The sequence below is a fragment of the Luteolibacter sp. Populi genome, from assembly GCF_040801775.1.
Classification (GTDB): domain Bacteria; phylum Verrucomicrobiota; class Verrucomicrobiia; order Verrucomicrobiales; family Akkermansiaceae; genus Haloferula.
Window position 1 is genome coordinate 4,014,721 of sequence record NZ_CP161812.1, and the last position, 13,374, is coordinate 4,028,094.

At 62.6% G+C, this 13,374-nt stretch carries 9 protein-coding genes and 1 pseudogene; 8 read left to right on the forward strand and 2 right to left on the reverse strand.

Going from position 1 to position 13,374, the window contains the following annotated elements; genetic code table 11:
* Positions 1–13: 13 nt before the first annotated feature.
* Both ABWK72_RS16420 and ABWK72_RS16425 read left to right on the forward strand, forming a co-directional pair.
* Entirely contained in the window at positions 14–1,438 is a 1,425-nt protein-coding gene (locus ABWK72_RS16420; RefSeq protein ID WP_367870652.1) for a PQQ-dependent sugar dehydrogenase, read from the forward strand.
* Positions 1,439–1,684: 246 nt separating this feature from the next.
* The gene (locus ABWK72_RS16425) at positions 1,685–2,203 is read left to right on the forward strand and encodes a PolC-type DNA polymerase III (RefSeq protein ID WP_367870653.1); all 519 of its coding nucleotides are present in this window, start codon (positions 1,685–1,687) and stop codon (positions 2,201–2,203) included.
* Positions 2,204–2,253: 50 nt separating this feature from the next.
* On the opposite strand, the gene recQ is transcribed toward ABWK72_RS16425, so the two are convergent.
* Positions 2,254–4,431, reverse strand: coding sequence for a DNA helicase RecQ (gene recQ, locus ABWK72_RS16430; protein WP_367870654.1), 2,178 nt, complete (start codon positions 4,429–4,431; stop codon positions 2,254–2,256).
* A gap of 207 nt (positions 4,432–4,638) precedes the next feature.
* Here recQ and ABWK72_RS16435 point away from each other — a divergent pair, with 207 nt between their 5' ends.
* From ABWK72_RS16435 to ABWK72_RS16460, 6 genes and pseudogenes are all read left to right on the forward strand, one after another.
* The gene (locus ABWK72_RS16435; protein WP_367875350.1) at positions 4,639–5,121 is read left to right on the forward strand and encodes a Fur family transcriptional regulator; all 483 of its coding nucleotides are present in this window, start codon (positions 4,639–4,641) and stop codon (positions 5,119–5,121) included.
* Between the two features lie 39 nt (positions 5,122–5,160).
* Positions 5,161–5,920, forward strand: a pseudogene (gene sufC / locus ABWK72_RS16440) (Fe-S cluster assembly ATPase SufC).
* A 23-nt stretch (positions 5,921–5,943) separates the two neighbouring features.
* Positions 5,944–6,492 carry a DNA starvation/stationary phase protection protein Dps gene (dps, locus tag ABWK72_RS16445; protein ID WP_367870655.1) on the forward strand — a complete coding sequence of 183 codons (549 nt, stop codon included), beginning with the start codon at positions 5,944–5,946 and terminating at the stop codon, positions 6,490–6,492.
* An 18-nt stretch (positions 6,493–6,510) separates the two neighbouring features.
* Positions 6,511–7,947: a Fe-S cluster assembly protein SufB gene (sufB, locus tag ABWK72_RS16450; protein WP_367870656.1), complete on the forward strand. Its 1,437-nt coding sequence runs from the start codon at positions 6,511–6,513 to the stop codon at positions 7,945–7,947.
* 40 nt (positions 7,948–7,987) lie between these two features.
* A complete protein-coding gene (gene sufD, locus ABWK72_RS16455) occupies positions 7,988–9,295 on the forward strand; it encodes a Fe-S cluster assembly protein SufD (RefSeq protein WP_367870657.1) in 1,308 nt (435 codons plus the stop codon).
* A gap of 507 nt (positions 9,296–9,802) precedes the next feature.
* Entirely contained in the window at positions 9,803–12,796 is a 2,994-nt protein-coding gene (locus ABWK72_RS16460) for an RICIN domain-containing protein (RefSeq protein WP_367870658.1), read from the forward strand.
* 54 nt (positions 12,797–12,850) lie between these two features.
* Here ABWK72_RS16460 and ABWK72_RS16465 read toward each other — a convergent pair whose 3' ends face one another.
* A complete protein-coding gene (locus tag ABWK72_RS16465; protein WP_367870659.1) occupies positions 12,851–13,372 on the reverse strand; it encodes a hypothetical protein in 522 nt (173 codons plus the stop codon).
* Positions 13,373–13,374 lie beyond the last annotated feature (2 nt).

Genomic DNA, 13,374 nt, shown 5'->3' on the forward strand with positions numbered 1-13,374 from the left:
GTCGCCTGATTCCATGAAACGCTTCCTTCTCCTGCCGCTGCTGGTTCCGCCGCTCGCCGTTTCCGCGCAAGATGCGCCGGATTTTTCGAAGATGAAGACGGACAAGGTCTTCGAGCAGCTTTGCTCGGGGTGTCATGGGAAGGATCTGAGTGGCGGTCAGGGTGGGTCGCTGATCGATGGCGAGTGGAAGCACGGGAGCTCGGATGAAGAGCTGCTGAAGTCGATCAAGGAGGGCAACTTGCAGCTCGGGATGACGCCTTTCAAGACGGTGCTGGATGACCGGCAGATCCGCTCGCTGGTGATCTTCATCCGCGAGAAAGAGAAGCAGGCGAAGGAGAAGGTGATGAGCTTCCCGAAGCCGGAGCCGGGCCAGGTGACCAAGACGGATCACGAGGACTACAAGATCGAGATGGTGGTCGAAAGCGGGCTGAAGGATCCGTGGGCGATCGCCTTCCTGCCGGACGGGCGGAAGCTGGTGACGGAGAAGGCGGGGCGGCTGCGGATCATCGGGGCGGATGGCAAGCTGAACCCGGAGCCGGTGAAGGGCACGCCGGCGATCATCGAGCACGGCCAGGGCGGGCTGATGGAGGTGGCGATTCATCCGGACTATAAGGAGAATGGCTGGATCTACCTGGGCTTCGCGGACGGGACGCGGGAGGGCAAGGAGGTGAAGACGATCACGGCCTATGTCCGGGGCAAGCTGAAGGACGGACAGTGGACCGACCAGGAGTGGATCTGGAAGGCGGATCCGAAGTTTTACACGGGGGCTGGGGTGCATTTCGGGACGCGGATCGTCTTCGACAAGGGCTACATCTACTTCCCGGTTGGCGAGCGCGGCGGCTGGATGGAGGCGCAGGACGTCGAGAATGCGAAGGGCAAGATTTACCGGCTGCACGACGATGGGAAGGTTCCCGAGGACAATCCGAAGTTCGAGGGCAAGACGCCGGTTCCGGGTTTGTGGAGCTACGGGCATCGCAATCCGCAGGGGCTGGATATCGATCCGCGCGACGGCGCGATTTACGACACCGAGCACGGTCCGCGCGGCGGGGACGAGCTGAATTGGGTGCAGGGCGGGCACAACTACGGCTGGCCGGCGATCACCTACGGGATGAACTACGACGGAACGCCGATCACCGGGAAGACGGCGGAGGAAGGCATGGACCAGCCGGTGATCTACTGGCAGCCGAGCATCGCGGCCTGCGGGCTGTCCTTCTACCGCGGCGACAAGTTTCCGAAGTGGAAGAACGATCTCTTTGCCGGGGCGCTGGCGCAGCAGGAGATCCGGCGGCTGCGGGTGATCGACCACAAGGTGACCGAGCAGGAGGTGGTGCTGAAGGGGATCGGGCGGATCCGTGACGTGACGGACGCGACGGACGGCTTTATTTACGTGATCTTGAACCAGCCGGACCGGGTGATCCGATTGGTTCCTGCGAAATGAAGGCACTCGCCCTTTTGTGGATTCCCGCGCTGGCGGCGGCCGAGCCGATGTCGATTTAGGAGCCGCCGGATGCGGTGCTGGTGACGCCGCAGCGGATCGAGGTGATCGCGACGGGGCTGATCGTGCCGTGGGAGCGGGGAGATCGCCAAGGTGACAAGAAACTGCCAAACGTGAGCGGTGCCGGGAGGATCCCCTCCGGCGCTTCGCTTTTCACCCTACGAACACTCCAAGCCGATCTTGACGATGATGGATAGCCCCTTTGGAAGAAGCTCGCTCTGCCTGCTGGACATCGAGACGACGGGATTTTCGACCGACTACCATGAGATCACCGAAATTGCCGCGATCCGGGTGAACGAGAGATTCGAGATCGAAGGTGAAATGACCCGGCTGGTGCGGATCTCGGCGGCGGTGCCATGGAAGATCACGGAGATCACGGGCATCACCGACGAGTTGCTGAGGACGGAGGGCCAGCCCTTGGGAGGGGTATTGGAAGAGGCCCGGGAGTTCATCGGGAGCCGGCCGACCTTCGCGCATAACGCGAGCTTCGACCGGAGGTTCCTGGATACATTCGCGTCACGGACGGGCAAGCCCTTCCATTTTCCCCTCGAATGCTCGATCCCGGTATTCAAGCGCTTGCTTCCCGGGAGAAAGGGCTACGGGCTGTCTCTGCTCGCGGAAGAAATGGAGGTGAACGGCGGCGGTGCCCACCGGGCGCTGGCAGATTGCCGGGTATTGCTCGAGTGCTTGCGGAGAGCCCACGGGTAGACCGTAGCGGGGTAAGTGCCCCACCGATTATGCGGGATGGCTTTTCCGATTCATCCGGAAGACAAAGCAAGACGGGTCTCGATGGCGCGGAAGAGTTTCAATTTCCCGTAGCTGAGGCGGCCGCCGAGGTGTTCGAAGACTGGCTTGAGGGAGGGATCGTCGTAGCCGTCGAGGGCGGCGCGCATTTCTGCCTCTTCCTCCCCGGTGTAAAAGCGGCGGGGGTCGATGTCCTCGCCGGCTTCGATGGCTAGGGCGAGGTGGCTCTCGATGGTAGAGGCGACAAATCCGCGTTCGGCGGCGATTTCATCGATGCTTTTGCCGGCACGCCAGAGTTCCAAGGTGGCGTGGGCGGTAGCGTTGACCGCGGGTTTCGGGAGCCTTGGCGCGAGGTCTGGCAGGGGCGCGAAATTGTGGCGGTCATGGGTTGCCAGCCACGCGGAAATCTCGCGGAGGAATCCGGGGCCGTAGTCGGCGAGCTTGCGTTCGCCGACGCCGGGGATGCGGAGGAACGAGGCGTCATCGGCGGGGTATTCGCGGGCCATGTGACGCAGGGCCACATCCGAGAAGATGACGTAGGGCGGCACACCGGTGGCATCGGCGACCTGCTTGCGGTGGGTGCGGAGGGCTTCGAAAAGGTCCGCGTCGCACTCGATGTCGCCGGCGCGGCGGGTGGCAGATTCTGCGAGGGCCATCAGGCGGCTGAGGCTGACGGCGCGGCGCTCGCGGAGCATGGTGCTGCCTTCGGCGGTGACGGAAACCACGGGGTAGTCCCCGCCATCCACGGCGAACCAGCCCTTGCGCACGAGCTGGCGGGCGATCTCCGCCCATTTGGCGGCGGAGTGCTCCTTGCCGATGCCGTAGGTACTAAGCTTATCGTGGTTGCGGGCGAGGATCTTTTCGGCACGGGAACCGGCGAGGATGTCCGCCAAGTGACGGATGCCGACGGGCGGACCGCCGGCTTGTTTCACGCGGAGGACACAGCTCAGGAGTTTCTGCGTTTCCACGGTGGCGTCCCAGCTTTCGCGCGGAGCCAGGCAGTTGTCGCAACCCCCACAATTTTCAGCAGGCCAAGATTCGCCGAAGTAGCCTAACAGGCCGGTGCGCCGGCAGTTGTCGCTCTCGGCGAAGTCGGCCATGTGTTCGAGCTGGGAGCGGGCGTTCTCGCGGGCTTCGGCATCGGTGATCTCGTCGAGGAAACGCAGTTGCTTCGCGACATCGCCGCGGGTGAAGAGCAGCAGGCAATCGGCGGGCAGGCCGTCGCGACCGGCGCGGCCGGTTTCCTGGTAGTAGCCTTCGAGGTTCTTTGGCAGGTCGGCGTGGATGACGAAGCGGACGTCGGGCTTGTTGATGCCCATGCCGAAGGCGACGGTGGCGCAGACCACGCGGACCTCATCGCGCAGGAAGGCTTCCTGATTCCGCGCGCGCTCCGGGGCTTCCAGTCCGGCGTGGTAGCAGACGGCCGGGATGCCATTGGCACGCAGGCTGGCAGCGAGTTCCTCGGTGCGCTTGCGGGACTGCGCGTAGACGATGCCGGAGTCCCGCCCGCGGTCGCGGATAAATCCGATGACACGGGTGACGGCGTCCTGTTTCGGCTCGACGCGGTAGTTCAGGTTCGGGCGGTTGAAACTGGCGAGGAAGACGGCCGGATCGCGCAGGGCGAGCTGGGTGAGGATGTCATCGCGCACCCGCGGGGTGGCGGTGGCGGTCAGGGCGATGGCGGGCACGTCCGGCAGCAACTGCCGGAGTTCGCGCAGGCGGCGGTATTCCGGGCGGAAATCGTGGCCCCATTCGCTGATGCAGTGCGCCTCGTCCACGGCCAGCGCGGTGACATTCCAGCGCCGGATTTCGGAGAGGAAAGCGCCGGACATGAGGCGCTCCGGAGCCAGGTAGACGAGCTTGAAGCCGCCGCTGCGGATGGCATCGAGCCGCTCCCGGGCTTCCTGCGGGTCCAGCGTGGAATTGAGAAAAGTGGCTGCCACACCGGTCGCGGCGAGCTGGTCCACCTGGTCCTTCATCAGCGCGATGAGGGGGGAAACGACCAGTGTCACGCCCTCGCGGGCGAGCGCCGGGAGCTGGTAACAGAGACTCTTGCCCGCGCCGGTGGGAAGGATGGCCAGGACATCGCGGCGGGCGAGCGCGGCTTCCATGATCTCCCGCTGCAAGGGGCGGAAGGTGTCGTAGCCGAAATGCGTTTTCAGCAGGGGGGACAGGCCGGTGCCCATGGTCATGAAGAAGGTTGAAAACTGTTCATGCGATCAGTTCAAGTAGAATTTTCTCGAATCCGGCTATCAGGCGCGGTGAGACTCGTCCTACCGGGGCAGAGGCCGGATCTCGCCACGGAATCATTGATTGGCAATTAGATACGATTTGTGGCGGATTTCATCTTGGGAGAAACGAAAGCTTGGTAATACTAAAAATTAGAATTATTCTTGCCTGTGGAGGAGGCGGGCGTAGCTTCCGCCGCCGAAGCCATGGTGGATCTTTCAACAGACAGCGATTCCGAGTTCTCCGCGGAGATTCCAGCGGAAACGGGGGGACTGCGGATGACGAAGCAGCGGCAGGAGGTCTACCGGCTGCTGCTGGAGCAGCGGGACCACCCGACGGCCCAGGATGTCTTCATGCGGGTCAAGGATACCCTGCCGCACATTTCGCTGGCGACGGTGTACAACACTCTCGAAGCGCTGGTGCAGCACGGGCTGGTGCGGCAGGTGAATTTCGATCGCGAGCCCTCGCGCTTTTGCCCGAATCTGGCGGACCACGGTCACTTCCACGACAAGGTCAGCGGGAAAATCCACGATGTCACTTTCAAGCAGGGCGTGAGCCTGGCGGATGTCCTGGAGCTGCCGCCGGGTGCGGTGGTGACAGGGATCGAGATCACGCTGCGGGGCGAACTGCCGATGGAGGAAAGTGCCAAGTAAGAATTTCAGATCTCAAATTTCAAATCTCAGATTTAAGACATGTCCCTTGTTATTACAGACCTGCGAGCAACGCTGGAGGATGGCACGGAGATCCTGAAGGGGGTCTCGCTCGAAATTCCGGCGGGTGAGGTGCATGCGATCATGGGGCCGAACGGGTCCGGAAAGTCGACGCTTTCGAAGGTGATCGCGGGGCACGAAGGCTATGTGGTGACCGGCGGGACGGTGACGCTGGACGGCGCGGACGTTTTCACGATGTCGGTCGACGAGCGCTCGCGGGCGGGGATCTTTTTGGCCTTCCAGTATCCATCCGAGGTGCCGGGAGTCTCGAATGCGAATTTCATCCGAGCAGCGCTGCAATCGCGGCTGCCGAAGGGTGAGGAGCTCGAACGCGGTCGCCTACTACAAGAACCTCTATTCGAAGATGGATCTGCTGGAGATGGACCGGAAATTCACGGCGCGTTCCGTGAACGAAGGCTTCTCGGGCGGCGAGAAGAAGCGCAACGAGATCCTGCAAATGATGATGCTGGAGCCAAGCTACTGCATCCTCGACGAGACCGACTCCGGCCTGGACATCGACGCGCTGAAGATCGTCGCCAAGGGTGTGAACGCGATGCGCTCGCCACATCGCGGGATCCTGATGATCACTCACTACCAACGGCTGCTGGACTACATTGCGCCGGATCACGTGCACGTGATGGCGGCGGGTAGGATCGTGCGTTCCGGCGGGCCGGAGCTGGCACTCGAATTGGAAGAACACGGTTACGATTTCCTGAAGGAAGAAGCCCTGGTCACGGCCTGATCCCTGCTACGGCAGGCACTGCCATGAAACTGCGCAAGACACGTCATCCCCTCGACAAGCAAAGCCGCGAAAAATCCGTCGCCTTGCTGAACGACTTCCTTGTACTCGCGATCGACCTGCGGCTGCAGGTGAAGCAGGCGCACTGGAACGTGCGCGGACCGAATTTCATGACGCTGCACGAGCTTTTCGACCGGCTGGCCGGGGAACTCGACGAAGCGACCGATGAGCTGGCGGAACGCGTCACGGCGCTGGGTGGTCGCGCGCTCGGCACTGCCGAACGGATCGCAAGCAAGACCGATCTCAACGATCTGCCGAAGAAGACGACGTGGGGTCCGGATCTGGTCGCGCTGCTGGCGGACCGCTATGCGGCGGTGGCGGAGTGCGCCGGGCTGGCGATCGAGCGGGCGCAGAAGGTGGACGACGAAGTCACCGCGGATCTTTTCATCAAGACGGCGCACGGCCTCGACCGCGCGCTGTGGTTCCTGGAAGCCACATTGGAGCTGGCACCGGAGCCCGAGAAACAACCCGAACCCGAACCCGACGAGGCCGAGCCGCAGGAAGCGGCGGCCTAGTTACCGAAAAAATTTCCCATGTCCTACGACGCATCCAGTACCATCGACGCCGAGACCCAAGAGGCGATCGACATCGACCGCAGCAAGGGTGACTTCTCCTTCCCCGAGCGGCACAAGTTCGATGCCGGGCGCGGCCTGACGGAGCGCACGGTGGATTACATCAGCGAGGTCAAGGGGGAGCCGCAGTGGATCCGCGAGTTCCGCCACAAGGCGCTGAAGGTCTTCCGCGAGAAGCCGATGCCGACCAACTGGGCGACGAAGGATCTGGAGAACATTGATTTCGACATCATCCGCTACTATCTCTCGGACGGTGAAAAGCCGAAGCGGTCGTGGGAGGATGTGCCCGCGGATGTGCTGCGGACCTTCGAGCGGCTGGGGATCCCGGAGCAGGAGCGCGCGTTCCTGGCCGGGGTGGAAGCCCAGTATGACTCCGAGGCGGCCTACTCCAACATGAAGGAGGAGCTGACCAAGCAGGGCGTGATCTTCGTGAACTCGAACGAAGGCCTGAAGAACCACGAGGAGATCTTCCGGCCATGGTTCGGCAAGGTGATTCCGACGGGGGACAACAAGTTCTCTGCGCTGAACAGCGCGGTGTTCTCGGGCGGGTCCTTCATCTACATTCCGAAGGGGGTGAAGCTGAAGCAGCCGCTGCAGGCTTACTTCCGGATCAACTCGGAGAATTTCGGGCAATTCGAGCGGACCCTGATCATCGCCGACGAAGGGGCGGAGGTCATGTACATGGAAGGCTGCACGGCACCGAAGTTCGAGACCGCGACGCTGCACTCGGCCGTGGTGGAACTGGTCGCGCTGAAAGGCGCGAAGATCCAGTACGTGACGGTGCAGAACTGGAGCAGCAATGTTTTCAACCTGGTGACCAAGCGCGGGCTGGCGATGGAAGACGCGGAGGTCCGCTGGATCGACTGCAACATCGGCAGCCGGCTGACGATGAAGTATCCCGGGGTGATCATGAAGGGCGAGCGGGCCCGCGGCGAGGTGATCTCGATCGCGCTGGCCAATAGCGGCCAGCACCAGGACACCGGCGCGAAGATGATTCACGCGGCGAACAACACGACGTCCAACGTGGTCTCGAAGTCGATCTCCGTGGGCAAAGGCCGCGCGACCTACCGCGGCCAGGTCCACATCCCGAAGCATCTCAAGGGCTGCAAGAACAACACCGAGTGCGATGCGCTGCTGATCAACTCCCGGAGCCGGACGGACACGTATCCGGCGATCACGGTGAAGGGCAACCAGCACGCGACGCAGCACGAGGCGAGCGTCTCGCAAGTATCGGAGGATATGCTCTTTTACATGCAGCAGCGCGGGCTGAGCGAGGCCGCGGCGATGTCGCTGGCGGTGAATGGATTCATCAACGATCTGGTGCGGGAGTTTCCGATGGAATACTCGGTGGAGCTCAAGCGGCTGATCGACCTCGAAATGGAAGGCAGCGTGGGCTGATCATTGCACCAATTACCTAACATACTTTTTCACTTTTTCGATGCCCGCCGTGCTCGACCATCCCGCTTCCTTGCTCGAATCCGCTCCTGAAACTTCTGCCGCTTTGCCCGCGTGGTTTGCGGAGCGCCGGCGCGCGGCGTGGCAGAGGTTCCTTGAGACGCCCACTCCCAAGCGGGGTGACGAGGCGTGGCGCTTCTCGTCCTTCAAGCAGATGGATTTCACGGGTTACTCGGCCGGCGGTTCGCTGGCAGGTAGTTCCTTGGTTGAGGATTCGGTGTCGTTGGAGACACCGGTGGCCAAGTTCGTTTTTGCCAATGATGCGCTGCTCCATGCGGAGTCGAAGCTGCCCGAGGGAGTGATCTGCCTGCCGCTGGAGAAGGCACTGGTTTCGCATGGTGATCTGGTGCGCGAGCACTTCATGAAGAGCGACACGCGCCTGGGGTCAGCGAAGTGGACGGCACTGCACGAGGCGAACGTGAGCAACGGACTCTTCGTCTATGTCCCGGCTGGTGTGGAGGTGGAAGGCAGCATCGAGGTGTTCCACTGGCTCGCCGGGGACAAGGCCGTGATCTTCCCGCACACGCTGATCGTGACGGGTGCCAATGCGAAGGTGCGGGTGGTGGACTACTTCCGCTCCACCAACGAGACCGACGCCGGACTGGCGATCGCGGTGAACGACCTGAATGCGGGTCCGGGATCGAAGCTCGATTACATCGCGATCCAGGCCTTCAACGAGAAGACGAAGGTGATCCAAGTGAACGAGACCAGCGTGGAGAAGGATGCCACCGCGGTTGGATTCATCCTGAATACCGGGGCGACCTGGGCGCGCAACGAATCGCTGAGCCGGCTGGAAGGCGAAGGCGCGCGCTCGGACATGCTTTCGGTGAGCGTGCCGGCACGCGAGCAGGAATACGACCAGCGGACCTTCCAGCATCATGCGGCTCCGGGGGGTTACAGCGACCTGCTCTACAAGAATTCCTTGTACGATGAAGCTCGTACCATTTTCTCGGGTTTGATCTTCGTGGACGAAGGCGCCCACCGGACGGATGCCTACCAGACCTGCCGGAATCTCTTCATGAGCGACGAGGCGGAGGCGAATTCGATGCCGGGCCTGGAGATCAACGCTGACGACGTGAAGTGCTCGCACGGCAGCACCTCGAGCCAGATCAGCGAGGAGGAGATCTTCTACCTGCGGGCACGCGGGATCGATCCGGCGCGGGCGCGGCAATTGATTGCACGCGGCTTCTCCGTGGAGGTGATCGAGCGCCTGAAGGACGAGAAGGTGGAGGAGATGGTTTTGCGCTTTCTGGATGAGAAGTTCGCGCATCTGACGTCGGGAGGGGCCTGAGGGAAAATCATCAATCACCAATCTTCCAATCATCAATCAGAGTGTGATGGAAGAGGGGCGCTGACGCGTTGGGAAGGATGTGATTGGGGGAGTAGCCGCTGTTTTTTTGCACTATCTTCAGCGATGCCATGAAAGCGCAGGTTTAGTGCGCGGCGGAGACGGTGGCAGGTTTAGTCGTAGGACACGATTTTGACAATTCGTTAGAGATTGTTATGGATTGGAGGTGAGAGGGTTAGGTGGGGTTTCTGATTCCAAAATCGGACACCAAGGAGGGTGTTGGAATTTGTTGAACGGAGAGGGATCGATTCCTAACGGAAGAGACTTAAAAAGCATTTGCCCGGCAAGGGCGTGACCTGATAGGGGCGAGTTCTGATTCCAGCGCTGCCCGTGAGAATCGGAAAAGTTGAGGCGATGAAGATGTCTCCTGTCATTCGATGAAACCAAAACCCAACCCAAACCCGGCAGGGGGCGATTCATGGCTTCGCGGTCCAGTACCAAAAAACGCCTATGAAATCCCAAATCAACCCGAACTCCTCCACCGCGCGGCAGCGCCGAAGAAAGTGGACTAAAGCAGCCGCGGCAGCGGCACTGATCGTGGCCGGCATCCTCCTCGTGCCACGCGGAGGCGACCGACAGGCCGAAGAGCCCGGTGCCATTGCGAAGGCATCTGCCCGGGCGGAGAAACCGGCCCTGCCGGACCAAGCGTTGGAGCTGCAGCGACTGGCCGATCTGGTGGAGCGCGGCAAGCAAGCGATCCCGCTCGCCGCCGTGGCGGCGGATAGCCCGCCGGTGCCGTCGGTGGTTCCGGAGCGCGAACTGACAGCAAGCGGTTGGATGAAGGATCCCGAGCCGGCGATGCAAGATTTTGCCGCATGGGCGACGCGCTACATCGCCAGCCCGGCGGGAGCGCGAGAGGCATTGGAGGCCGAGGGTGTGGAGGCGGCGACGGCGCGGCGTGCCGCGCTGGAAGCACAGATCAGCGGCGATCCGCGGCGGGCCCTGGCCAATGCGGTGCCGCTGGCGCTGCGCGAGCAACTGCCGGGGTCGATCCAATCGTTGTTAGAGACGCGGGTTGACGACTTCGGGGATGTCTCGGTGATGAACGCGATGGCGGTGCCGGGTGGAGCGGCGATCGCGCCGAGCGACCGGGCGGCGATCGACGGGAACTTCTACGAGGCCTACCGTTACGGGAACCGCGAGAACGTTTCGTGGATGCGCGATGTCTCGCTGCACGGGATCGTGATCGACAACAAGATGGCGGTGCTGGACAGCCCGGTGCGCGTGCTTGAGGAGGGCGAGCGGCTCGAAGGCGAAACGGTCAACGAGAGTTGTCCGGTCTCGGGCAAGACCGTTGCGACGGCGGGCTCGGGCGTGGTGCAAGCGGGGAACAAGACGCAGTTCCAGCTCGGCCGCAGCTACTTCGAAACCTGCGAACCGGAGCACGTGGCGAACGTGGAATCGGGCGTGGTGGCGAAGGAGAAGGCGAACGAGCCGACTGGCAAGACGCTGGCGGATCTGGGACTGCACGCGTTGTGCATGCCGAAGCCACAGGCGCTGGGCGACAGCGCGGTCTCCGGCTCGGCGGGCTATCTCGGCAAGCCGCCGACCAGCATGACCTTCGGCGGGAAGAAGATCCTGATCATGCGGGTGCAGGCGAACGACACCGGCTTCCCCGCGAACGGCAGTCCGACGGACTTCAACAACATGGTCTACGGTTCGGGAGGCTTCGACACGCGGATGCGGCGGATCTCCTACAACAACACGTGGATCTCGCAATCCGACGTGACGCCGGTGATGACGCTGCCACAGCCGCGGACCTACTACGTGGGGAATCCGCTGGGGACGGCGTACGATTGCAACCGGTGGATTACGGATGCGAAGAATGCGGCGGTGGCGCAAGGCTACGTGCTCGCCAACTACGCGCAATTGATCGTGGCGCACGAGAGCTACAACACGGGTGCGGCGGGCCTGGCATGGGCAGGCTACATCTTCCTGAACGGGTTCTTCGGCGTGGAGGTGACGCTGCACGAATACGGCCACACCTTCCGGCTGCCGCACGGCAACTCGTGGTATGCGACGGACGGCAATCCGATCTCCGCGGCCAAGCAGCACCGCGAGTATGGCGATGCGGCGGATCCGATGGGGAATGCGTGGGGTGCGAACCAGTACAACAGCTTCAACCCCTACTATAAGAACATCTGCAGCTGGATCCCGGACAGCGCGGTCCAGACCGTGAACCGCAACGGGACCTACCGGGTGTACCAGCACGACGGGGCGACGGCACTGAACCGCACCGTGGCGATCAAGATCGGGCGCGACTACGAGTACAACTATTGGCTCGGGATCCATGGCGATCCGGTGGCGCAGGGGAACTTCAACAACGGGGTGGCGGTGTATGCCGTGTCTTCGTTCAAGTTCTCCGATTCGCACCTGCTGGACATGAACAACCCGGGGGATGACAACCGGGACAACGCGCCGCTGACGGTGAACCAAACCTGGTATGACTCGGCCGCCGATCTGACGATCAAGACGGTGGCGGTGGGGGGCACGAATCCCAACCGCTACGCGGACATCCAGATCACCTTCGGTCCGAAGAATACGGCAAACTACCGGCCGCTGGTGAGCGGCGGGGTGTACCGCTTCAAGAGCCGGAACAACGCGAAGTATCTCGGCATCGCGGGCAACAGCTCGACGAACGGTGTGCCGATCTCAGTGGCGAATGCCAGCGGCACGGCGGCGGAGAATTGGGTGGCATGGCGCGAGAGCGACGGCAGCTACCGCTTCAACCACCAGGGCACGGACAAGTGGATGGACGTGGACAACAACGGCCTAGGCGACGGTCCGGAAATCTGGCAATGGACCGGGAATACCGGTGACGCGCAGCGCTGGTACATCGCGCAGAACGCGGACGGCTATGTTTACTTCGAGCACAAGGGCACCGACGGAAAAGTGATCGACATGGATCCGGGCGGTGTGAACGACGTGCACCAATGGGGAGGCTTCGAGGCCACTTGGCAGCAGTGGTATCCGGAGCTGGTGGGGATGAGCGCGGGCACGTACCGGCTCATACCCCGCCATGCTCAGGCGCAGTGCCTGGACATCGCGGGCGGCGGCACTGGCAACGGTGCGGCGACGAATCTGTATCAGTGGAGCGCGGGGGCGAACCAGAAGTTCGCGCTGAGCGATGTGGCCGGCTTTGCCGGAAGGATCCGGCTGGCACCGACATCCGCGACGGCGAAAGCGCTGGATGTGAATGCCTCGGGAACCGCCAACGGAACCAAGCTCCAACAGTGGGACTGGCTGGGCACGGGGAATGCGGCCCAGCGCTGGGCCTACACCCGGACCGATGGCAACTGGCTGCGGTTCACGCCGGATTGTGCGACGGGAAGCTGCATGGAGGTGAGCGGGAATGACAACCAGTTCGGCAACGGCAGCGTGGTGCAGCTCTGGCAATTCACCGGCGCGGTGGACCAGCAGTGGCGCTTCGCGGATTCCGATTGAGAAGAGATGATCCGAAAGGCCCCGGGAGGAAACTCCCGGGGCTTTTTCGTGCGCTCACCCGAGCTTCACCGGCCAGTGGGCGGTTTCCCAGATGGCGGCGCAGACAGCGGTGATGAGTTGTTCGAGGCGCTTGGGGCGGATCTGGGAACCCTTTTCGCGGCTCATGTTTTCCAGGATGTCGGCGGCGGTGGCAGCGACCTGCTCTTGGGCGGTCTCGACGAAGAGACCTTCGACGCGGTCTTCCATTTCCTCGCCCGGTTTGCGTTCGGACATCTTCTGCTCGTACCAGGCGGCCATCCGGAAAGGATCGGGATCGAAGTCACTGCCGACGACGGGATGCATGGCCCCGAGGCTCATGATCGTGACGGTGAACATCGCCTGGAGTTCGTCGTCGTTCAGGGAGTCGTCTTGATCGGCCAATTCTTCAAGGAGGTCACCGAGACGGATCTCGAGGCGATTCCAGAGGGCGGTATCCTGGATCACCGCGTCGAGGCGCTTCTGGAGTTCATCCCCTTTGAGGAGCGGCTGGGAAGGCGGGGCTTCGAGCGGGAGGTCTTCGGTATCGTCGTCTTCCATGG